We start from the raw sequence: 22,387 nt of genomic DNA, 5'->3' as shown, positions 1-22,387 counted from the left end.
TTATCTGCAGTCCGACTACAAATCCCGCATGTTAAGATATACTGAATCCACTTTATCGACCACGGAATGAGAACATGAGTTTCGAATTACATCCACAGTTGGCAAAAGACACAACGGTACTGGGTCACTTCCCGCTTTGCATTGCGCTATTGAGCAAAGACAGCGCCGTTCCCTGGGTCATTCTGGTACCCAAACGCGAAAATCTTAAAGAACTGCACCATTTGCCAATGCAGGAGCAACAGCAGTTTTTACTTGAATCTCAGGCGGTCAGCCAGGCGCTTGAAGCCACTTTCCAGCCGGATAAACTCAACTTGGGTGCCTTAGGCAATATGGTGCCGCAACTTCATATCCATCATATCGCCCGTTTTAAGGACGACATTGCCTGGCCTGGGCCTGTGTGGGGAAACACCAAAGGCGAGCAACGCAGCGATGAGGAACAAGCTGAGCTCATGACCCGTATCGGCAATGTACTCTCCCTGAGTAGCCTGTTTCAGCGCAGTTAATCTCCCCGCCCGCTGATGTTAAGTGCTGGCGATAAGTTGTTTAGGTTAAGTCAACATCAATAAAAATAGCCGCTTCATTGAAGCGGCTATTGTAGTCTGTCTTCCAGTTATTACATTCTGACCGTCACTGACAAAGCATCGGTTCGGTTAAGCGAATATCGCACCCGAGTCACCTGCTGGGATTGGTTCGTATCCAACATTCGGGAGATCGTGCCTTTGCGAATCCATACCGCCAGCATTGCATCAACACCATCTTCACTTAGGGCAAACTTTTTCGCCAGGTCGTGCCGACTCGCACCAGGGTTATGTTCAATATAGTGTTTTAGCTCTGACAATATCATGCCACCTGGACCTCTGGTTCAATTTGCTTTCTCCCCTGACGCTGCAGTAGTTTGAACATCAGAATGCCAGCACCCAGTATCACCGCAATCCAAAGTGCACTTGATGCCGGATGAGCTGCAAAGTGTGTGATCTGGTAGTACAGAGTCGCGCCACCATAAGCCAGGCCCATGGTCCAGAGTGCGATAAAGCGTGCGTACTTTTGACCAAACTCTTTTACGTATGCCCCCATCGCTGCGACACAAGGTGTATAAAGCAGAATAAAGATAAGGTAGGCAAATGCCGCATTGCCACTCACAAAATAGCCTTTCAGATTACCAAAAATAGAGCTATCCACTTCCTGTTCTTCCGCTACCGCATTGCTGTCAGACAAGTCACCAACATCCACTCCCAAAGGATCAGAGTAGCTGAGTGCCGCCAAATTAGCAGGAATAGACGCCACAGCTTCTTGCAAGCTGCCGATCAAGTCGTATTCAGTCTCTTCCCCCTCCTCTGAGGTATAAAGACTGTTCAGTGTGCCAACAACCGCTTCTTTGGCAAAAATACCGGTAATAATACCCACAGTCGCAGGCCAGTTGTCTTGCTGCACTCCCATAGGCGCAAACACGGGCGTCACTACTTGTGCCGCTTTAGACAGTACCGAATTTTCGCTGTCTTCATTGCCAAATGAACCATCAGTACCCACAGAGTTAAGGAAGCTCAGAATAGTCACCACTACCACTATGGTTTTACCCGCCCCCAAAACAAAACGTTTCAGCTTCTGCCAGGTTTTGATCATCACATTCTGGAATGTAGGCAGTTCATAGTCCGGCATTTCCATTACCAGGCTGTCGCTCGATCCCGGATAGACAGTGTGCTTCAACACAAGGCCTGTAAACACCGCAGCGATGATGCCCAATACATAAAGAGCAAACACCACATTCTGTCCACTTTGCGGGAAAAAAGCCGCCGCGAACAACGCGTATACAGGCAGGCGCGCACCACACGACATAAATGGTGCCATTGAGGCTGCAAGTTTACGCTCTCGCTCCTGATCCAGAGTACGCGTGGCCATAATAGAAGGTACGTTACAGCCGAAACCCAATACTAGTGGCACAAACGCCTTACCTGGAAGACCAATTTTCTGCATTACTTTATCTAAAACGAAGGCTGCTCGGGACATATAGCCAGAGCTTTCCAAAACGGCCAAAAACAGATAAAGCGCCGCAATTACAGGAATAAAGGTAGCAACCGTTTGAATACCACCTCCAACACCGTCTGCAATCAATGTCACCAACCAGACGGGCAAATGATCGTCAAGAAGATAATGTCCCCCATCAACCAGGAGTGCCCCTACACCGATATCAAAAAAGTCGATGAATGCGCTACCAATGTTAATCGAGAACATGAACATCAGGTACATCACCACAAAGAAGAACGGTACGCCGACCCACTTGTTAAGAATCAAGGCATCTACTTTCTCAGTGAAGCTACGGCTTAACTTTCCTTCACTACGACGCAGTTTCTTGCACTGTTCATGTAAAAAAGTGTACTTGGTATCAGCTACTTGTAGGTCGATATCAAGCTCAGTTTGCTGACCTGCCAGCGCGATGGTATCTCGTTGTTCCGATGTCAGAGCATTCAGCACCATGACGTCATTTTCCAATGCCCTGATCGACAGAGCTCTTGGATTCACTGACTCTCCGGCAAAGACGGTTTCAACTTTAGCGATGGCCTGTTCCATCTCAACACCATAATCAATGTTCAGAGCATCCAGAGTAAGCCCCTGGACAACAGTCTTATGCAGACGCTCTTTCAGGTTACGAACCTGGTCTTTATCGGTCGCCGAAAGGGTCATGACCGGACACCCTAGTGCCTTTTCCAACCCTGCTATATCCAACTTCACGCGCTCTCGTTTCAGCGCATCCATTTTATTTAGGACCACAACCATCGGGCGACCAAGCTCACGCAACTGAAGCGTCATGTATAGGCTGCGCTCCAGACTTGTCGCATCGACAACGTTAATGATCAGATCGGCCGGATGGGTCAAAACCGCTCGCGAAGCAATGGACTCATCAATACTGTTGCCGTCATTGCCACTATCCAGAGCGTAAATGCCCGGTAAGTCCGTTAGTTGGAATTCATCACCCGCGTGCTGATATTGCCCGGTTTTCTTTTCAACCGTGACGCCCGCCCAGTTTCCCACTTGCTGTTTAGCCCCCGTCAGGCCATTAAATAATGTGGTTTTACCGCTGTTGGGGTTACCAACGGTAAGGATTGTGTAGTTCATTACAACGACTCCACTTCAATGGATTGGGCAATGGTGTTGCGTACCGCTAAACTCACTCCACGAACTTCAATTTGCAGTGGGTCACCCATTGGTGCGCGGCGGATCACTTTAACTTCGGTATTTGGTAATAGTCCCATTACCATCAGCTTTTTTCGTACGTCGTTTGATAGCCCAGTGAGCGCAGTGATTTTGCCACAGCCCCCAATATTCAAATCAGCAAGTTTCATTAGATTCACCCAAACTATGATTGGTAATGAGAAATATTAACATTAACACTAATTTTAAAGGTGAAAACTAAGATCCCGCTTTGCGCCAAATCAATTTTGCTCAATATGCAACTGTAATATTTGTCAAAATGTGTCCGTCAATTACGTCAATTTGTCGGCAACAAACCGCTTTCTGTAACACACCAATCACGTACCAAAAAACTAAAATAAGATAAAATCAATATAATTCAATTAGTTAAACATCAAGGTAAATAATGTCGCAAAAGTCATGATAACTTGCCGTTTTTTTTATACGTGAACTAAGTGGAAATACTTATAGTGAACACCAACAGAGCAAACCTGCTCCTGTTAATCGAAATTCCAGAGGTGATGTGGAAAACCACATCACTCCGGCAGCAAGCGAAGGTGTCATTGGCACCCGCGGTATGGTCCCCCGGCTATGCCGCGAATTTTTTTTCTCTCCTCTCTCTCAAAGTCGTTCCAACCTGCTACTTTTCTGATTTGTAAACCATTATTCTAATCACCATAATCATTACTATGTGTTTGAATGGAAGTGAATACTATGGTTAAACTGAATGGTGATGTTGGAGAAAGCTTTGGACCTTGGCAAATGGGACAAGACGAACTGCTCATTCCAGTATTGGACATGGCCAATATCGCTTGCGGTTTTCATGCTTCGGATCCAGATGTGATGGTCAGAACTATCGATCTTTGCCTGCAATACGAGGTGACAATTGGTGCTCATCCTGGATACGCCGATAAAGAGGGATTTGGGCGACGCTCGATTCCCATGGCCAGAGACGCCCTCATTCACTCGGTTCTGTACCAAATTGGTGCACTGCAATCACTAGCTGGGTATCGCGGCGGTACTGTGAGTTACTTCAAACCACATGGTGCGCTTTATAACGACATGCTGGTATCACAAGAGGTATTGAGTGCGATGTTCACAGTGTCTGCAGTGTCGGGACTGCCTGTAATGATGCTAGCAACTGCTGACGCTGAGCAGCATCTTGAACACGCCAATAAAATGGGAGCTTCTCTTCTATTTGAAGCCTTCGCCGATAGACGCTACCTCAGTTCTGGCCTACTGGCTCCACGTAGCCTGTCTGGCTCTGTCCTCCACGAAGAACACACGATCCTGTCACAGGCAAAGACCATTATAAAAAGCCAGCCTCTGAAGACACTGGATGAAGGAGAGGTGCAACTGACTGCCGACACTCTCTGTGTTCATGGCGATAATCTGGCATCAATCAGTGTAGCAAAAGCGATCAAAGCACTGCTACAAAATGAGGAGTGATACATGACCAAACCACGTTCAATTACTCCGGTCTCAGAATCGGCATTGATGGTCTATTTCGCCGATACCGTGGACATTTCACTTCCGATCTCGATTGGTCAATATGCCACGCAATTAGAGCAGACATTTGGCGATGCGCTGTTAAACTGTACGCCGTCCTATACCTCTTTGTTGATTGAGTATCACCCTTTAAAGGTGTCAGAACTGCAGATCGTCCAATGGTTTCGCACCACAGACATCACTGAGGTTGTGGACAGAGATACCTCCTCTTTAGTCACGTTGCCCGCTTATTATTCCCATGAAGTGGGGCCAGAGTTGGTGTCCATGTCACAAACTTTGTCTATCCCAATTGAGCGCATCATCGAACTCCATTCCCAAACCACTTACACGGTCTGTGCCATCGGATTCGCCCCCGGATTTGCTTTTTTGGCTGAGGTCCCTGCAGAGATTCAAGTCCCACGACTGGTAACTCCGAGAGCTAAGGTACCTAAAGGCAGTGTAGGCATTGCCAATCATCAGACTGCAGTGTATCCCAGCGCTACACCTGGAGGATGGCAGATTATCGCAAACTGCCCCATTTCCTTTTATGACCCATTGGCCCCGCAAAATTCACTCCTCAAAGTGGGCGATAAGGTGAAGTTTGAACCCATCGATAAAAAAGAATACTTTGAGCTAGGGGGACAGATATGCCAGAACTGGTCATAGTAAATCAGAACCATCATGTCACTTTTCAGGACATAGGCCGCTATCATTGTGCGCGCTACGGCTTGAGCCAGGGAGGAGCCGCCGACCTTTTGGCGCATTGCTGGGGACAAAAACTACTTGGCAATTCGGTTCATGCTACCAGCCTGGAAATTCTGTTAGGAAGAGTGAAATTGCGCGCCAATGGCGATTTGATGCTGGTGTTGACAGGAGCAGATTGCAACGCTTTCAACGCCACAACTGGCAGCCACATCGCCCCCTGGCAACCGTTCTCGCTAACCAATGGCGAGGAGATCCACTTAAGAATCCCTAAATCTGGCCTGCGTAGTTACCTTAGCGTGGCTGGAGGGTTCGACGTAGTACCGTTTATGGGAAGTACCTCTACCGTAGAGCGAAATCACATTGGCGGGCCACATCAGGGGCTGGCATTGCAACTTGGTGACCGTCTCGCTATCAGCCCAGAGCCAAACAACTCTTTGGCCGTCATGCCCACTTCCGCGATTCCCATTTATGCCCATCATCAAGAGCTTCGTCTGATCCCTGCTTTTCAATACTCAAAGTTACCGCAGCACCTCATTGACAAAGTCTTAGCCACCACTTACCGAGTCACCCCCAATAGCAACAGAATGGGAGTAAGGTTAGAATCGCTGGAACACGATGAACGCCCGGACGAAGCACAGCCTTTGGGATCATTGATCTCGGAAGGGATAGTTTGTGGCGCAGTGCAGCTCCCCCCAGATGGCGATCCCATCATCATGCTACAGGATCGACAGACTTTGGGCGGCTACAACAAGTTGGGCACAATAGCATTTCGCGATCTACCTACTCTCGGGCAAATGCGTCCAGGAGACACTTTACGATTTGTGCTTACCGACCTGGAAATCGAACGTGTGAAACAGCGGGCGTTTTACCACTATTTCGGTCTCTGATCGCCGAACCATTACCTCAGGCCCGGCAGGAACTCAGGCCTGAGAGAATCGATGGTTATGCGTCAGCGCCATCCATTATGGCAAACTTTGATGGAGGTAAGCCAAAATAGAGCTTGAAACGCTGAGAGAAGTACGAGGGATCATTAAACCCGCACGCAAACGCTACCTCTGCCACTTTCTCTCCCTGAAGCAACATCTCACAGGCCTTTTCCATTCTGACGTCGGTGAGATAATCAGTAAAGGTGATACTAAACAAAGATTTAAAACGACGCTGAAAGCTACGTTCAGAGATAAACAGTGATCGGGACACTACCGCAGTGCTGAAGTCTGGGTCACTGTATTGTTCGGCTACCAATTGGGTGACTTGATGTTTCCAGCTTTCATATTTTTCCCTTCTGGTTTCGGTCACCGCAGGAACCGTTAACGTTTCGTTCTTGCGGTTGTCTGATGAAGGTAATACTGTTGTCGGTTCGTCGATCGCACCGGACAAGATCCAGCGAATCACAATTCGATTTTGGCCCGAACGCTCAACCGGCCTTAACTCACCACCTGAATTATGAATATGATAGGGCAGGCTGCTGGGACTAAAATCCAACTGATTGACCGCAGTTTCACCCGTCAGGTCATTGTGACTGTCACTCATGTTTGGTAACGGTAAACCGCTGTCTTCAAATGTAACGGATAATTTGGTGCCGTCATCATCAAGGGTAATACTCAGAGATTGTCCCCGAACCAGACGCCTCATTGCATTGGCTAAAATCGTGTTAAAGATAATATCCAGATTACAAGCATCAACAATAACGTGGTCATGCTGAGCCTGCATGTTAAGCTCAACATGAATCCCATAACTATCCAGCTCTTTTTTCCACGCTGACAAAGTAAACTTCAAAACGTTGGCAACCGGACAGATACTCGATCTCTGCCCTGACTCATCAAAGATAGCTCGGACCTTATTCAGACTGTCAGTCTTCTCGGCTGATCTAACCATAACACTGGCGTTTTCAAGGCGAAATTGGTGTGAATGACTAAGAGCTTGCTCGGTCAGTTCCCGCAATACCGATTGACGTATTTTGAACGCCTTTCTCAACTGCTGGTTATTCCCCACCAATACGCGACTTTGATGCTGTAACTGTTCCGTTTTGAGTGCTACTTGAGTTTTCAATACCGCGTTCATGGCTTGAATTCTTCGTGACCGCCAATAAATGAAGCTCGCCGTTGAGACAACAAACACCATCAGCAGCAATGCATAAAACCAACGGGTCATATACCATGGTGTCAGAACCTTAAACTCAAAGACTCGATAAACACCATTGCTCTGCTGACCAGAGACGGCTATTTCAAGGCGATGCTCACCCGGATTAGGCTTATCAATATTGAGCTGCCGCCCGGTCAATCCTTTCCACTCAGAACCATTACTTCGATAAATGAGCGTGCTGCCCTGAATTGCGGGCCACAAGCTGAGCTGTAGTGAAATGGAGTCACCATATTCTATTTTTGGCATACGCTCAGTTAGATCAGCCAGTCGAACGGCAGAATTATTCACAGCCACCTTAGAAACGAGTACCGATGCCTGTGGTAATTGCAGGTTCTGCAAATAACGAGCATCGAATTCGACAATGCCATAGCGAGAACCTAAAATCACATCCCCGCTCACCGGGCTGTAGCTGCAACTTCCATTAATAAACTCATTGTTAATAACACCATAGGGAGCACTGATATGCTGAACAATATTCCCTTGTTGCTGGTAGGCGGTGATGCCAACCGAAGTCACTAACCAGGTCGCATCCTCACTGCGAGTAATGCATATCGGCCGAATGTTATCCTGATACAAGGGCAGAGCTTGAAAAGACAGATCATTGAGCGATAGTGAAAATGCTCCGTAACCACTGGCCACCCAAACCCCGTTGTTGGACGATGAAATCTCTATAACACTTCCGAAGGGCTCACTCTGACGAACAAATCGACTTTGACCTTGTTCAATGAGATAAAGACCGTGATCGGTACCGACCACCGTCAATCGTTCGCTCACCACATCAATTTCGGTTATTTTTGCAGGTAAGTGTTCACTTATGGCCCAGTCTACCCCAAAGTCTTTTACTGTCTGAGTCTCAATATTCATGGTCATGAGACGAGAACCGTTGCTTAACCAGAGGGTTGCATCTGTACCGACCGCTATGTGGTCAACGTGAGTAGGAAGGCGGTCTACCTCCTGACGAAGTGTCGTGACCCGATAGCGAGCTAAATCCAGTTGCAATAATCCTCTGTCCGTTGCAAGCCAAAGTAACTTTTCGTGCTGAGCAAGCGACGATACTTTCCCCCAAAAAACCAAAGTCGACACACCTGCCCCATCAACCGAGTACAAGGCGGTTGGAGTAATAACCCAGTAGCCACCAAGAGGGTTAGCGACTACCTCAAGTTTCGCCTCCAGACGGTTAATGTCGTCTTCCACCGACACAGACGAACGGCGGAACAATTCGTTATACTCAGAGAAGTAACGCACCCCATTGTCTGTGGCTATCCACATACCGGACATCTCATCTGCAACAAGAGAGTAGATTTTCTCTCCCGCTAACCCAAAATCATCATTCTCGTTAAAGGCCGCTTTATCAATATGCTGTGTTGCTTTATCTACTAGAAACAAACCGTGCTCAGTGCCAACCCAATAGTGTTTACTCGATTGCTCTAACGTGAGTACGTGGGAGTGTTCGGCTTGATAGTACCGGCCTTGTTCAGAAACAAAAGAATAGGTTTCAACGCCGTCGGTATAACCAATTAACAGGGTTTGGTCATCGGTGGAGTAAAACAGTCGGGTTACTTGTCCTGTGTGCTGGGTGACGACTTGAGCCAGTCTGACACCATCCCATTTAAACAAACCAATGCTTGTCCCCAACCACCACTCTCCGTCAACTTCAATTGCCGCTCGTATGTTTATTGCCGCACCACTATAAAAACGTTCGAACTCCGATTGTTCGAGTTTAAGTACCTGTCCCAGTTGTTCGTCAAAGGCATAGAAATAGTCCTGGTCAGTAAACCAGATTTTATTCTCATGACTATCTATTTTCTGGATATCTCGTGTAATTTCAGCCTGATACACTAGCTTTGATTTACCTAATGCTTGCCTGGAATACACTTTATTGGCTTTGGCGTACCAGAATTTCCCCTGAGTAAATGTAACCAACTGACTGTCAAATGGGGCGTCATTCAGTTCGGTAAAGTTGTGGCCATCGAAGAAGCGGACTCGGTTATGAACATCAATCGACCACAAACCTCCCTCCTCTCCTGAGAAAAGTTGCTTTGCTGCCAGAAACTGTCCTTCGGACTGCAGTTTTAAAGGATAAAAGATGGGGGGTAACTCAGAAGCCAAACCGGGGAGTGAGAAGATGGCCAAAGCAGACAACAGGCATACCTTATAAATTAAGGCAACTATGCCCCTCAAGAAAGTGTAAGTCAGGCGGCACTCTCTTCGATAATGAAGCGTCAGTTTTGTAATAGGATCCTGATGGCAGTGACTCAATGTAAAACCAGTTAATTTGCATCGATAATTATGTACAATTTAATGGATTTACCCGGGCATAGAAAGGAAATTGTGTGACTCAACGCATGTAAATGGCGAGTTGATCACACGCTTTCCGATGGATTTATCAAAAAGCGCACAATTTCCCTAAGCTGACAACGATGCCATCAGATTTATCTGGCATAGCTCACTTACTGAGCAAGACACGCGGTGAAACTGCCAGATATGGACTGCAGGAATGTAAAATAACTGCCGGGCTGAATGTCGATATCCGTACCTAGTGGGTCAAGTGTCCCAATCGAAGTACCCGTGCCTCTTGTTACCGATTCAATCACCGCTGGAGTGTATTGAGGTTCTGCAAACACACATTTGACCTGCTGCTCTCGAAGAGTGGTTTTGATAGAAATCAGTGTTTTTGCACCGGGCTTACGCTCTGGGCTGACGGTAAAGTGCCCCAAATTACTCAGGCCAAAATGGCGTTCAAAATAACCATAGGCATCATGAAAAACATAATACCCCTCTGACGTTATTGGCTTCAGTTCAGCCTTAATCGTAGCTAACGTGCTATCCAGCTTCGACTCAAACTCAGTTAATTTATCGGCATATGCCGCTTTATTGGCTGGATCCAACTCACTCAATTTGTATGAGATCGCTCTGGCGACCTGACGAGTCTGCTCTGGACCAAGCCAGATGTGAGGATCATAACTGCCGTGATTGTGACCTTCATGGCCATGATCATGACCGTCTTCTTCACCATACTCACGCAGATCCAGACCTTCAATCTGTTGAACGGTCAGGACGTTAGGATTACCTTCTAACGGCTTTTCCAGAAAACTCTCCAAATCATGCCCAAACCAGATGATCAACTCACTGCTGCGCAATTTCTTTATGTCGGATGGCTTCAGCGCGTAGTCGTGAGGCGAAGCGTTTGCATTCAACAATGATGAGGTACTTTGTCCTTCAAGGATCAGTTCATTAGAGATCATTTCAAACGGTTTTATACTGTTTAATACTTCAAAGGCTTGCGATTTCATTGGAAGCAGTGTACTAAGTGCCAGAATTGGAATGTAACGACGCATATGACCTCAAATTGTTTACTAGCGAGTGATGGCCTGAGATGTTACATTATAACAATAAGCAATTGCAAATGAGTTCTATTCATGACCGAATTGATCAAACTTGACAGTGTCTCTGTCGAGTTCAGCAAACGCCGTGTGCTCGATAACATCAGCCTGACGATAAATAAAGGGCAGATCCTTACCCTTATCGGCCCGAACGGTGCCGGAAAATCGACGTTAGTCAAAGTGTTACTTGGACTGCAAAAGCGCTTTCAGGGACAAATCAAGCGTTCAAAAAGCCTGAAGATAGGTTATGTCCCGCAAAAATTAAAACTGAACGATACATTACCGTTAAATGTGGAACGCTTTCTGGCACTTGCTGGTAAATACAGTGCTCAGGAACGGCAGGATGCACTTAAGTTAGTCGGCGCTGAACATCTGATGAAAAGTAACATGCATCAGCTTTCCGGGGGTGAGAATCAGCGAGTTCTGTTAGCCCGGGCATTGCTACAGCGACCCGATTTATTGGTTCTTGATGAGCCGGCACAAGGGGTTGATGTTCAGGGTCAAATCGATCTGTATGAACTGATTGATACCTTGCGTCATCGCTTCGGTTGTGCCGTGTTTATGGTATCTCACGATCTTCACTTAGTGATGGCAAAATCAGATGATGTTATTTGTCTTCATCATCATATTTGCTGTCAGGGCAGTCCGCAGACCATTACTCAACATCCGTCTTATATCGCCCTGTTTGGCAGTGCTACCAAAGAGACTCTTGCATTTTACCAACACCAGCACAGCCATCATCATCATGATTTGTCTGGTGAACCGGTTAACGGAGACGCCGCGCAATGCGCTCACCACGACCATGGACATGCCCATCATGATTGAATTTTTGCTTCCTTCTTTTGTCGCTGGTATCGGAATCGCGCTGATTGCCGGACCACTTGGTTCATTCGTCGTCTGGCGCCGCATGGCCTACTTTGGTGATACGCTCGCCCACGCTTCGTTGATGGGACTGGCTCTGGGCTTTCTGTTTGATATCAACCTCTATCTGGCACTGGTGATTTGCTGTATGGCACTGGCGGTTGTGCTCGTTACCTTGCAGAAACAGAAATTGGTAGCGACCGATACATTGCTGGGCATCCTTGCCCACAGTGCTTTATCTCTTGGTTTGGTGGCAGTGAGTTTTCTCGATAATATCCGTGTTGACTTAATGAGCTACCTGTTTGGTGATTTATTGGCGGTCTCTCCGACTGACCTGATCTATATCTATGCCGGGGTGGCTTTGATAGGCGCATTACTGTTCATATTCTGGCGCCCCCTGCTATCGACCACAGTAAATGAAGATCTCGCAGCGGTAGAAGGGGTAAATGTCGACTTAATGCGCCTCATCATAATGCTCATGGTTGGCCTGGTCATTGCTATCGGTATGAAGTTTGTCGGAGCTCTGATCATGACTTCACTGTTGATCATTCCTGCCGCCACAGCACGTAAATTTACTGTCACACCAGAGCAAATGGCACTGACGGCGTCAGGAATCGGCATAGTCGCCGTCTTCTGTGGGCTGAGTTTATCCTGGTTTTACGATACGCCAGCGGGACCTTCTGTGGTCATCAGCGCCGCTGCATTCTTCCTGCTCGCACAATTAGTCCCATCTCGAGATTAACAATACGCAAAAAAAAGCTCCAGCCTAAGGCTGGAGCTTTTTTCATTAGTAAGTAATTACCAACCAGTAATTTCTCGTAGACCTTTACCGATGTCAGCAAGGCTTTTCACTGTTTTCACCCCAGCGGCTTCAAGCGCTGCAAACTTGTCTTCAGCCGTACCTTTACCACCAGAGATAATCGCGCCAGCGTGACCCATACGCTTACCTGGAGGCGCGGTTACACCTGCAATGTAAGAAACGACCGGCTTAGTGACGTTGTCTTTAATAAACGCCGCAGCTTCTTCTTCCGCTGTACCGCCGATCTCACCGATCATTACAATCGCTTCTGTCTCAGGATCCTGCTCGAACAGCTTCAGAATATCAATAAAGTTAGAGCCCGGGATTGGGTCACCACCAATACCAACACACGTAGACTGACCAAAGCCTTCGTCTGTCGTTTGCTTAACCGCTTCGTATGTCAGAGTCCCTGAACGAGATACGATACCCACTTTACCTTTCTTGTGGATATGACCTGGCATGATACCGATCTTACACTCATCAGGAGTGATAACACCTGGACAGTTTGGACCGATCATCACCACACCTGCTTCATCCAGACGCACTTTAACGTCCAGAAGATCCAGCGTGGGAATACCTTCTGTAATAGTAACGATTAGCTTGATACCTGCATCAATCGCTTCAAGAATCGCATCTTTACAGAACGGTGCTGGTACATAGATAACCGATGCTGTAGCACCCGTTACTTCGACCGCTTCGCGTACCGTATTAAATACCGGTAAACCTAGGTGCGTTTGACCGCCTTTACCTGGAGAAACACCGCCGACCATCTGTGTGCCGTAAGCGATAGCTTGCTCGGAGTGGAACGTACCTTGACCACCAGTGAAGCCTTGGCAGATAACTTTTGTATCTTTATTAATTAGTACAGACATTATTTGCCCTCCGCTGCAGCAACTACTTTTTCCGCTGCTTCTGTTAGCGAGCTTGCAGCAATGATATTCAGACCGCTTTCCGCGAGTTTTTGCGAGCCTAGAGGTGCATTGTTACCTTCTAGACGAACCACAACTGGCACTTCTACACCAACTTCTTCAACCGCACCAATGATGCCATCAGCAATAAGATCACAACGCACGATACCACCGAAGATATTAACCAGTACGGCTTTCACGTTGCTATCCGATAGAATGATCTTAAACGCTTCTGTTACACGCTCTTTGGTTGCGCCGCCACCTACATCAAGGAAGTTTGCTGGCTGGCCGCCGTGAAGGTTGACGATATCCATCGTCCCCATCGCCAGACCGGCACCATTAACCATACAGCCGATGTTGCCATCAAGTGCTACGTAGTTCAGCTCCCACTGTGCAGCATGCGCTTCACGCTCATCTTCTTGCGACGGATCATGCATTTCACGAAGTTTAGGCTGGCGGTAGAGTGCGTTTGAATCGATGTTAATTTTACCATCAAGACATAAAAGATTGCCTTCGCCTGTAATCACTAGCGGGTTGATCTCTAGTAGAGCAAGGTCATACTGAGCAAACATGTTGCCTAGACCCATGAAGATTTTTACAAACTGCTTAATTTGATCGCCTTCAAGACCTAGCTTGAACGCCAGCTCACGGCCTTGGTATGCCTGTGGGCCAACTAGCGGGTCGATTGCTGCTTTATGAATCAGTTCAGGCGTTTCTTCCGCTACTTTTTCAATCTCAACACCACCTTCTGTTGATGCCATAAACACGATGCGACGTGTTGCGCGGTCAACAACTGCACCAAGGTACAGCTCATTGGCGATGTTAGATGCTTCCTCAACCAGGATCTTTGTAACGGGTTGACCATTCGCGTCAGTTTGGTAAGTCACCAGGTTTTTACCTAGCCACTTCTGAGCAAATTCTTTTACACCATCTTTGGTGTCGTGAAGTTCCACGCCGCCCGCTTTACCGCGGCCACCAGCGTGAACCTGACATTTAACTACTTTCTTTTCAGTACTGATACGACCAGCGGCTTCGAACGCTTCTTGTGGGGTGTCACATGCGTAGCCTTCTGGTACAGGCAATCCGAATTCTGCAAACAGCTGTTTGGCTTGATATTCATGCAAATTCATTGTGCGATTCCATTTGTTATATCCCTGAGGGATTTTTTATTTCCATATACCGAATGTCGGTAATACGTCTGTAGGAGTACTCGTTAGAGTCGCCTCTTAGGGCTTACTAAGGAGCTAGACGTTGAGCTAGTCTAGCTCCATTTATTTTGGACGTCTATGCATCCAAAATAAAAAATAACGCTTGATTACACATCCAGTAGCAAGCGTGCAGGATCTTCCAGTAGTTCCTTGATAGTCACCAAGAAGCCAACAGACTCACGGCCATCAATCAGACGGTGGTCATAAGAAAGAGCCAGATACATCATTGGCAAGATTTCCACTTTGCCATCTACCGCCATTGGACGTTCCTGGATCTTGTGCATACCCAAGATAGCCGCTTGCGGTGGGTTGATGATAGGTGTAGACATTAGTGAGCCGAACACGCCACCATTAGTGATAGTGAAGTTGCCCCCCGTCAATTCTTCAACGGTGAGTTTGCCATCACGACCTTTGATCGCTAATTCCTTAATGCCTTTTTCGATATCTGCAAAGCCTAACGTATCGCAATCTTTAAGGACTGGTGTCACCAGACCGCGAGGCGTAGACACCGCCATGCTGATGTCGAAATAGTTGTGATAAACGATATCATCGCCATCGATTGACGCGTTCACTTCTGGATAACGCTTCAGTGCTTCTGTCACCGCTTTCACATAGAACGACATGAAGCCCAAACGTGTACCGTGACGCTCTTCGAACTGGTCTTTGTATTGCTTACGAAGGTCCATGATAGGTTTCATGTTCACTTCATTGAACGTTGTCAGCATCGCTGTACTGTTCTTCGCTTCCAGCAGACGTTCAGCTACACGCTTACGTAAGCGAGTCATAGGTACACGTTTTTGGCTACGAGCCAGGACAGGCGCTACCGGAGCTTCAACCTCTGTCTTAGGTGCTTCTTTCGCAGCTGCAAGGTGCGCTTCAATATCTTCACGAGTGATGCGACCACCTACGCCAGTGCCTTTGACATCAGCGGCTGTCAGATCGTTTTCAGCCAGCAAGCGACGAACCGCCGGACTCAACGCATCGTTAGACTCTTCGGTTAGAGAAGCCTTGTGACGCTTGTCAGGAGAGGCTTGTGTAGAATCTGTGGTATCCGTTGTAGGTTCGCCCGCTACCGCACCAGGTTTCAGCTTGGCAATCAACTGCTTAGAGAGTACTGTTGTTCCCTCTTCCTCGATGATTTCTTCAAGTACACCTTCTTCTGGAGCCGGTACTTCTAACACAACTTTGTCTGTTTCTATGTCCACGATAACTTCATCACGCGCTACCGCTTCGCCTGGTTTCTTGTGCCAAGTTGCAACTGTCGCATCTGCAACTGATTCAGGTAAGTCTGGAACCAGAATTTCAATTGTCATATCTGTTTCTTCCTTTTACTTCTAGTTCTTAATCTAGGGTCAACGCGTCAGAAATTAACGCTTTCTGTTGTTTCAAGTGTACCGACATGTAGCCGACCGCAGGTGAAGCTGAGGCAGGACGACCTGCGTATTTCAAATCTGTTCCGGCAGGGATAGCTGCGCGGAAGTTGTGCTGACTTGAATACCATGCACCTTGGTTTTGAGGCTCTTCCTGGCACCACACAAAGTCTTGTACATTGATATACGGAGCAATCTTCGCCTTCACATCCTCTAGCGGGAATGGATAGAGTTGCTCAATACGTACAATCGCTACGTCATCCTGGTCGTTGTTACGACGCTGTTCCAACAGGTCGAAATAGACCTTGCCGGAACAGAACACAACACGTTTGACGTTTTCAGGCTTCATCTCGTCAATCTCACCGATTGCAGGCTCAAATGTGCCTTCGGTCAGATCTTCGATGCTAGACACACACAGAGGGTGCCTTAGAAGCGACTTTGGTGACATCACGATAAGTGGGCGACGCATTGGGCGAACGACCTGCCTACGAATCATGTGATAAACCTGAGCTGGCGTTGAAGGAATAACAACCTGCATATTCTGCTCAGCGCAAAGTTGTAGGTAACGCTCCAGACGGGCAGAAGAGTGCTCTGGACCCTGACCTTCGTAGCCATGTGGTAGCAACATAGTCAGGCCGCATAGACGCCCCCACTTTTGCTCACCTGAAGAAATAAACTGATCGATAACGACTTGTGCGCCGTTGGCAAAGTCACCGAACTGGGCTTCCCAAATTGTCAGCCCACTAGGCTCTGCAGTTGCGTAGCCATACTCAAATGCCAGTACCGCTTCTTCGGACAATACAGAGTCAAATACCTGGAATGGTCCCTGTTTGTCATGAATGTTGCACAACGGAATGTACGTACTCGCGTCTTCCTGATTGTGCAGTACCGAATGGCGGTGGAAGAAGGTACCACGGCCAGAATCCTGACCTGATATACGAATGCGCTTGCCGTCATCAAGCAAGGTGGCATAAGCCAGCGTTTCAGCCATACCCCAGTCGATCATCTTCTCACCACTCATCATGGCTGCACGATCGTTGTATAGCTTGTTAACTCGACTTTGAAGCTTGTGACTGTCCGGATATTGGCCCAGTCTTTGACCCAGACCTACCAAACGCTCATGTTCGACCTGACTCGCCCACTCTTCGTCCCAGTCACGACCTAGATAAGGTGACCAGTCAACAGAGTGCAGGGCCATTGGTCGCCACTCTTTACACACAACCTCACCGCGATCCAATGCATCACGGTATTCGTTGATCATTTGGGTAGCCGTTTCAATGTCGCTTTCTTCACGTTCAATCAGAACATCAGCATACAGTTTACGCGGTGTCGGATGCTTCTTGATTTTCTGGTACATCAAAGGCTGAGTTGCGTTAGGCTCGTCCGCCTCGTTGTGACCATGACGACGATAGCACACCAAGTCGATCACTACGTCTTTGCCGAACTCGTTACGGAAGTCCAGGGCAATTTGAGTGACAAACGCGACCGCTTCTGGGTCATCCGAATTCACATGGAAAATCGGTGCCTGAACCATCTTCGCGATGTCGGTACAGTACATGGTTGAACGCGTATCGCGTGGGTTCGATGTTGTGAAACCGACCTGGTTATTCACCACGATACGAACCGTACCTCCGACTTTGAAGCCACGCGCCTGAGACATGTTGAAGGTCTCAGCTACTACCCCTTGACCCGCAATCGCCGAGTCACCGTGGATGGTAATAGGCAACACCATACTTCCGTCTTTATCGCCCAAACGATCCTGACGAGCACGTACTGACCCGATAACCACAGGGTTGACGATTTCCAGGTGAGACGGGTTGAATGCCAATGCTAAATGCACGTCTCCACCCGGCGTTGCGAAATCTGCAGAGAAGCCCTGATGATATTTTACATCGCCCGTTCCCCATGTTTCGTCGTGTTTACCCGCAAACTCGTCAAACAAATCCTGTGGCTTCTTACCCAGAACGTTAACCAGCATGTTTAAACGACCACGGTGCGCCATACCGATAACCACTTCACGCATGCCTTTACTACCAGCATGACGAATCAGTTCTTTGGTCATCGGAATCAGAGCGTCACCACCTTCTAGCGAGAAGCGCTTAGCGCCAGGGAATTTAGCGCCCAAATAACGCTCTAGCCCTTCTGCAGCTGTCAGTTCTTCTAAAAAAGTGTGTTTGTGTTCGATATCAAAGGAGGGTTGACCTACCACCGACTCAAGACGTTGCTGAATCCAACGCTTCTGAGCTGTGTTGGTCATGTGCATGTATTCTGCACCAACGGAGCCACAATAGGTTTTTTGCAGCGCCTTATGAAGATCACGAAGTGTCATGCTTTCTTGCCCAATGGCAAAAGAACCGACATTGAACGTCTCATCCAAATCGTCTTCGGTTAGTGAATGGAATTCAGGCTCCAATTCATCAACGGTCGGACGTTTCCAAAGACCCAGAGGGTCCAGGTTTGCAGCCTGATGTCCGCGGAAGCGGTAAGCATTGATAAGCTGCAACACTTTTACTTGTTTAGCATCGACCTCGGGGTCACTTACTTGAACACTTGAATGCTTTGTTTCTTGAGCGAGTCGTCGGAAGTAATCACGGACACGTGAGTGCGGCTGTTCTGCCACATCAGGCTGCGTTGGCAACCCATCAAATACACGTCTCCACTCCTCACTTACCTGATCGGGATCACTTAGATACAGTTCGTAGAGATCCTCTACGTACGTTGCATTGGCGCCTGCCAAGTGTGAAGACTCGAGCCATGCCTTCATCACACCATTGTGCATATTTTCCCTTAACCAGTAGTTTTCACGTATGCATCGGTCTACGCCGAGCTATTAGTAGCCGGCTCGCCCTGCTGGTTGAGCCGGCAATTTTTTATCTATTACACCGAACGATTCACAAGCATTGACTTAATGTGGCCAATCGCTTTCGTCGGGTTGAGTCCTTTAGGACATACACTGACACAGTTCATGATGCCGTGACAACGGAAAACGCTAAATGCATCATCAAGATTTGATAAGCGTTCATCCGTTGCGGTATCACGACTGTCAATCAGCCAGCGATACGCGGCAAGAAGACCTGCTGGTCCGATGAATTTATCCGGATTCCACCAGAAAGACGGACATGATGTGGTACAACAAGCGCACATAATGCACTCGTATAGGCCATCCAGATGCGCGCGTTCTTCCGGCATTTGCAGATTTTCACGCGAAGGTGGCAAATTGCCATCCGAAATAAGAAACGGCTTAACTTTCGCGTAGTTATCATAAAACTGAGTCATGTCGACAATCAAGTCTCGAACCACCGGAAGGCCCGGTAGCGGACGAATAATTATCTTATCACCTTCAAGAGCAGATAATGGTGTAATACAGGCCAGACCATTCTTACCATTCATGTTCAATCCATCAGAGCCGCAAACCCCCTCGCGGCATGATCGACGGAAAGCGATCGTCGGATCTTGCTCTTTCAGCAGGATAAGCGCATCCAGCACCATCATGTCTGAGCCTTCTTCCACCTCCAGGATGTAATCCTTCATGTAAGGTTTGTTATCAACATCTGGGTTGTAGCGATAAAGAGAGAAATTAAGTTTCATAGTCGTGTCCTCCCTTTAGTACGTACGTGCTTTTGGTGGGAAAGCTTCACGGTGAACCGGTGTCATGTTGACATCACGTTTCGCCATTTGTTCAGTTTCCGGGTTATAGATTGAGTGGCATAGCCAGTTATCATCGTCACGCTCAGGGAAATCAAATCGAGCATGAGCTCCGCGACTTTCAGTACGGTAATTCGCGGCTACTGCTGTTGAGAACGCCGTTTCCATCAGATTGTCTAGTTCCAGACACTCAACACGCTGGGTATTGAACTCTGTCGACTTATCTGCCAAATGGGCTTCTTTAAGGCGTTCACGAATGACTTTAAGCTCTTCCAGACCGGTTGCCATCGCATCACCTTCACGGAATACAGAGAAGCTGTTCTGCATACAGGTTTGCAGGTCCTTGCGGATTTGCACCGGATCTTCACCTGATGTGCTGTTTTCCCAGCGCATAGTACGTGCCAGTGACGCTTCAATATCCGACTCAGTTGCTGGACGAGCTTCTGTTTGCGCGGCCAAGGTTTCACCAAGGTGAAGACCTGTTGCTCGGCCAAATACCACCAGGTCAAGCAGTGAATTACCACCAAGACGGTTCGCACCGTGAACTGATACAGAAGCGATTTCACCACATGCAAATAGGCCTTGAACTTCTAGATCGTTCCCAGAAGCATCCTGTTTAATCGCCTGACCAGACACCTGAGTTGGAACACCACCCATCATGTAGTGGCAGGTAGGGATAACTGGGATTGGCTCTTTAACCGGATCAACGTGTGCAAACGTGCGAGAAAGTTCGCAAATACCCGGTAGGCGTGATTCAAGCACGTCTTTACCCAGGTGATCCAGCTTCAGCTTGATATGTGGACCCCACGGACCGTCACAGCCACGACCTTCACGAATTTCAATCATCATAGAACGCGCAACAACGTCACGACCAGCAAGGTCTTTCGCGTTAGGCGCATAACGTTCCATGAAACGTTCACCGTCTTTATTCAGTAGGTAACCACCCTCACCACGACAACCTTCTGTAACCAGAACACCCGCGCCTGCTATGCCTGTCGGGTGGAACTGCCACATTTCCATGTCTTGCATTGGAACGCCAGCACGCAGTGCCATACCTACACCATCACCAGTATTGATGTGTGCATTGGTGGTCGATGCGTAGATACGACCTGCACCGCCTGTCGCCAGGATGGTTGCTTTCGATTTGAAGTAACAAATCTCACCAGTTTCCATACAAAGCGCAGTACAACCTAAGATCGCGCCATCCTGGTTTTTAACCAGATCAAGTGCATACCACTCGGAGAAGATGGTGGTCTTATGTTTAATGTTTTGTTGATACAGAGTATGAAGCAGAGCGTGACCGGTACGGTCAGCGGCCGCTGCTGTACGCGCAGCCTGCTCACCACCAAACTCTTTAGACTGGCCACCGAAAGGACGTTGATAAATTGTACCGTTGTCAAAACGAGAAAAAGGTAGACCCATTTTCTCTAGTTCAATGACAGACTTAGGACCATTCTTACACATGTATTCGATCGCATTCTGGTCACCGATGTAATCAGAACCCTTTACAGTGTCATACATATGCCACTGCCAATCATCTTTATGCGAGTTACCCAACGCTACTGTGATACCACCCTGAGCAGAAACAGTATGTGAACGAGTAGGAAAAACCTTAGACAACAAAGCACATGACAGGCCTTGTTCCGAAATTTGTAGTGCAGCACGCATACCTGCACCACCAGCGCCGATTACTACGGCATCAAACTCACGAACTGGAATAGACACTTACGCACCCCACAGAATAAAGAAACCAGAGAAGAAATAGCCAAGAAGCACTGCGATAAATGTCAACTGCAGCGCACCACGAAGCTTGGCAAATTTGATGTAGTCTGTAAGAACTTGCCATAGACCGATCCAGGCATGGATAAGCACTGAAGCTAATGCCAGCATGGTGAAGACTTTAGTGAATGTGCCACCAAAGAAGTTGGTCCATGATACGTAGGAAATATCCCCTGCGAAGGCGCAGAAGCTCACGAGATAAATCGTGTATAGCGTCATAATGATGGCAGTTGCACGAATCAGTAGAAAATCGTGAACACCATTACGACCAAATGTTGAAACGTTGTTTACCATACCAATACTCCAGCCAGCAGAGACAGGATACCTGTCACAATGAAGGCAACCTTGGCACTCTTCGCGCCCGATTCGAGCTCTTCAAAGTAACCTAGGTCCATAATTAAATGACGTACACCACCGACGATGTGGTACGCCAACGCTGTCAAAATGCCCCATAAAATGAACTTCACAAAAAAACCGTCGACGATGTCGACAGCCTCTGCGAACCCAATTGGGGACGAGAGTGACTTGGCTAGTAACCAAAGGAGAATACCGATCGATACAAACGTAATCACACCTGACACACGGTGCAGGATGGATGCGATTGCAGTGATCGGAAAGCGAATTGTCTGCAAATCTAAATTAACAGGTCTGGACTTTCTTTCTTTCACGGGCTTGCTCACTCAGCTCCATTGAGCATTTATTGTTATGAATAATTTTTGGTCTGTAAGCCTCAAAAGTTAACATAAAGTTAACAATATTTTCGTGTTACAAGGGAGAAGATTGTAACAATAATGTTAACAAACAAGGGCCCAAATCGACCTCACTTCGGTTTGTACCCTTGAATTTATAAGGTTTTGACCAACAATTTCACCGCAACTATACGGTTGGCAACATTCTAATACAATTGATGTAA

Annotated in this window: 19 protein-coding genes; 6 read left to right on the top strand and 13 right to left on the bottom strand. The window is 47.6% G+C overall.

Annotated elements, in window-relative coordinates; translation table 11 throughout:
* The first annotated feature begins 74 nt into the window (after window positions 1-74).
* Window positions 75-503 (top strand): HIT family protein, encoded by a 429-nt coding sequence (locus tag C4S60_RS05140; protein ID WP_103879259.1) that lies wholly within the window; start codon window positions 75-77, stop codon window positions 501-503.
* A gap of 110 nt (window positions 504-613) precedes the next feature.
* On the opposite strand, the gene C4S60_RS05135 is transcribed toward C4S60_RS05140, so the two are convergent.
* The 3 genes from C4S60_RS05135 to C4S60_RS05125 are packed head-to-tail and all read right to left on the bottom strand — an operon-like array spanning window position 614 to window position 3,338.
* Entirely contained in the window at window positions 614-844 is a 231-nt protein-coding gene (locus tag C4S60_RS05135; RefSeq protein ID WP_103879258.1) for a FeoC-like transcriptional regulator, read from the bottom strand.
* A complete protein-coding gene (gene feoB / locus C4S60_RS05130; protein ID WP_103879257.1) occupies window positions 841-3,111 on the bottom strand; it encodes a Fe(2+) transporter permease subunit FeoB in 2,271 nt (756 codons plus the stop codon). Before feoB ends, C4S60_RS05135 begins: the two co-directional genes overlap by 4 nt.
* Window positions 3,111-3,338, bottom strand: a complete 228-nt coding sequence (locus C4S60_RS05125; protein WP_103879256.1) for a FeoA family protein — start codon at window positions 3,336-3,338, stop codon at window positions 3,111-3,113. Before C4S60_RS05125 ends, feoB begins: the two co-directional genes overlap by 1 nt.
* Window positions 3,339-3,900: 562 nt before the next feature.
* Between C4S60_RS05125 and C4S60_RS05120 the strand changes: the two genes are divergently transcribed.
* The 3 genes from C4S60_RS05120 to C4S60_RS05110 are packed head-to-tail and all read left to right on the top strand — an operon-like array spanning window position 3,901 to window position 6,266.
* Window positions 3,901-4,635, top strand: a complete 735-nt coding sequence (locus tag C4S60_RS05120) for a 5-oxoprolinase subunit PxpA (protein WP_103879255.1) — start codon at window positions 3,901-3,903, stop codon at window positions 4,633-4,635.
* Window positions 4,636-4,638: 3 nt separating this feature from the next.
* Window positions 4,639-5,340, top strand: a complete 702-nt coding sequence (gene pxpB / locus C4S60_RS05115; protein WP_103879254.1) for a 5-oxoprolinase subunit PxpB — start codon at window positions 4,639-4,641, stop codon at window positions 5,338-5,340.
* Complete coding sequence (locus C4S60_RS05110; protein WP_103879253.1) at window positions 5,322-6,266, top strand: 5-oxoprolinase subunit C family protein; 945 nt, start codon at window positions 5,322-5,324, stop codon at window positions 6,264-6,266. Before pxpB ends, C4S60_RS05110 begins: the two co-directional genes overlap by 19 nt.
* 55 nt (window positions 6,267-6,321) lie before the next feature.
* On the opposite strand, the gene C4S60_RS05105 is transcribed toward C4S60_RS05110, so the two are convergent.
* A complete protein-coding gene (locus C4S60_RS05105; protein WP_103879252.1) occupies window positions 6,322-9,663 on the bottom strand; it encodes an AraC family transcriptional regulator in 3,342 nt (1,113 codons plus the stop codon).
* A gap of 308 nt (window positions 9,664-9,971) precedes the next feature.
* Window positions 9,972-10,859, bottom strand: a complete 888-nt coding sequence (znuA, locus tag C4S60_RS05100) for a zinc ABC transporter substrate-binding protein ZnuA (RefSeq protein ID WP_103879251.1) — start codon at window positions 10,857-10,859, stop codon at window positions 9,972-9,974.
* 81 nt (window positions 10,860-10,940) lie between these two features.
* Here znuA and znuC point away from each other — a divergent pair, with 81 nt between their 5' ends.
* Together znuC and znuB are read left to right on the top strand one after the other, a co-directional pair.
* A complete protein-coding gene (gene znuC, locus C4S60_RS05095) occupies window positions 10,941-11,729 on the top strand; it encodes a zinc ABC transporter ATP-binding protein ZnuC (protein WP_103879250.1) in 789 nt (262 codons plus the stop codon).
* A complete protein-coding gene (znuB, locus tag C4S60_RS05090; protein ID WP_103879281.1) occupies window positions 11,722-12,507 on the top strand; it encodes a zinc ABC transporter permease subunit ZnuB in 786 nt (261 codons plus the stop codon). Before znuC ends, znuB begins: the two co-directional genes overlap by 8 nt.
* 56 nt (window positions 12,508-12,563) lie before the next feature.
* Here znuB and sucD read toward each other — a convergent pair whose 3' ends face one another.
* The 8 genes from sucD to sdhC all read right to left on the bottom strand — a co-directional run bounded on the left by sucD (window position 12,564) and on the right by sdhC (window position 22,154).
* On the bottom strand, window positions 12,564-13,436 hold the full coding sequence (sucD, locus tag C4S60_RS05085) for a succinate--CoA ligase subunit alpha (RefSeq protein ID WP_103879249.1): 873 nt from the start codon (window positions 13,434-13,436) through the stop codon (window positions 12,564-12,566).
* The gene (gene sucC, locus C4S60_RS05080) at window positions 13,436-14,602 is read right to left on the bottom strand and encodes an ADP-forming succinate--CoA ligase subunit beta (RefSeq protein WP_042476405.1); all 1,167 of its coding nucleotides are present in this window, start codon (window positions 14,600-14,602) and stop codon (window positions 13,436-13,438) included. The genes sucD and sucC overlap by 1 nt, the downstream gene beginning before the upstream one ends.
* Before the next feature lie 185 nt (window positions 14,603-14,787).
* Window positions 14,788-15,993, bottom strand: a complete 1,206-nt coding sequence (gene odhB / locus C4S60_RS05075; protein WP_103879248.1) for a 2-oxoglutarate dehydrogenase complex dihydrolipoyllysine-residue succinyltransferase — start codon at window positions 15,991-15,993, stop codon at window positions 14,788-14,790.
* 28 nt (window positions 15,994-16,021) lie between these two features.
* Complete coding sequence (gene sucA, locus C4S60_RS05070) at window positions 16,022-18,829, bottom strand: 2-oxoglutarate dehydrogenase E1 component (RefSeq protein ID WP_103879247.1); 2,808 nt, start codon at window positions 18,827-18,829, stop codon at window positions 16,022-16,024.
* Window positions 18,830-18,927: 98 nt separating this feature from the next.
* Window positions 18,928-19,638: a succinate dehydrogenase iron-sulfur subunit gene (locus tag C4S60_RS05065; RefSeq protein WP_103879246.1), complete on the bottom strand. Its 711-nt coding sequence runs from the start codon at window positions 19,636-19,638 to the stop codon at window positions 18,928-18,930.
* A 15-nt stretch (window positions 19,639-19,653) separates the two neighbouring features.
* Window positions 19,654-21,420, bottom strand: a complete 1,767-nt coding sequence (sdhA, locus tag C4S60_RS05060) for a succinate dehydrogenase flavoprotein subunit (RefSeq protein ID WP_103879245.1) — start codon at window positions 21,418-21,420, stop codon at window positions 19,654-19,656.
* The gene (gene sdhD / locus C4S60_RS05055) at window positions 21,421-21,768 is read right to left on the bottom strand and encodes a succinate dehydrogenase, hydrophobic membrane anchor protein (protein ID WP_103879244.1); all 348 of its coding nucleotides are present in this window, start codon (window positions 21,766-21,768) and stop codon (window positions 21,421-21,423) included.
* Entirely contained in the window at window positions 21,762-22,154 is a 393-nt protein-coding gene (sdhC, locus tag C4S60_RS05050) for a succinate dehydrogenase cytochrome b556 subunit (protein WP_103879243.1), read from the bottom strand. The genes sdhD and sdhC overlap by 7 nt, the downstream gene beginning before the upstream one ends.
* Window positions 22,155-22,387: the final 233 nt, after the last annotated feature.

The sequence above is a fragment of the Vibrio hangzhouensis genome, from assembly GCF_900107935.1.
Taxonomy (GTDB): domain Bacteria; phylum Pseudomonadota; class Gammaproteobacteria; order Enterobacterales; family Vibrionaceae; genus Vibrio; species Vibrio hangzhouensis.
This window is presented reverse-complemented; position numbering and strand designations above follow the sequence as displayed.

Excerpts from the sequence above, each read along its gene's own strand:
- C4S60_RS05140 (WP_103879259.1), top strand. The coding sequence starts at position 75 with ATGAGTTTCGAATTACATCCACAGTTGGCAAAAGACACAACGGTACTG.
- C4S60_RS05135 (WP_103879258.1), bottom strand. The coding sequence starts at position 844 with ATGATATTGTCAGAGCTAAAACACTATATTGAACATAACCCTGGTGCG.
- feoB (WP_103879257.1), bottom strand. The coding sequence starts at position 3,111 with ATGAACTACACAATCCTTACCGTTGGTAACCCCAACAGCGGTAAAACC.
- C4S60_RS05125 (WP_103879256.1), bottom strand. The coding sequence starts at position 3,338 with ATGAAACTTGCTGATTTGAATATTGGGGGCTGTGGCAAAATCACTGCG.
- C4S60_RS05120 (WP_103879255.1), top strand. The coding sequence starts at position 3,901 with ATGGTTAAACTGAATGGTGATGTTGGAGAAAGCTTTGGACCTTGGCAA.
- pxpB (WP_103879254.1), top strand. The coding sequence starts at position 4,639 with ATGACCAAACCACGTTCAATTACTCCGGTCTCAGAATCGGCATTGATG.
- C4S60_RS05110 (WP_103879253.1), top strand. The coding sequence starts at position 5,322 with ATGCCAGAACTGGTCATAGTAAATCAGAACCATCATGTCACTTTTCAG.
- znuA (WP_103879251.1), bottom strand. The coding sequence starts at position 10,859 with ATGCGTCGTTACATTCCAATTCTGGCACTTAGTACACTGCTTCCAATG.
- znuC (WP_103879250.1), top strand. The coding sequence starts at position 10,941 with ATGACCGAATTGATCAAACTTGACAGTGTCTCTGTCGAGTTCAGCAAA.
- znuB (WP_103879281.1), top strand. The coding sequence starts at position 11,722 with ATGATTGAATTTTTGCTTCCTTCTTTTGTCGCTGGTATCGGAATCGCG.
- sucD (WP_103879249.1), bottom strand. The coding sequence starts at position 13,436 with ATGTCTGTACTAATTAATAAAGATACAAAAGTTATCTGCCAAGGCTTC.
- sucC (WP_042476405.1), bottom strand. The coding sequence starts at position 14,602 with ATGAATTTGCATGAATATCAAGCCAAACAGCTGTTTGCAGAATTCGGA.
- odhB (WP_103879248.1), bottom strand. The coding sequence starts at position 15,993 with ATGACAATTGAAATTCTGGTTCCAGACTTACCTGAATCAGTTGCAGAT.
- sucA (WP_103879247.1), bottom strand. The coding sequence starts at position 18,829 with ATGCACAATGGTGTGATGAAGGCATGGCTCGAGTCTTCACACTTGGCA.
- C4S60_RS05065 (WP_103879246.1), bottom strand. The coding sequence starts at position 19,638 with ATGAAACTTAATTTCTCTCTTTATCGCTACAACCCAGATGTTGATAAC.
- sdhD (WP_103879244.1), bottom strand. The coding sequence starts at position 21,768 with ATGGTAAACAACGTTTCAACATTTGGTCGTAATGGTGTTCACGATTTT.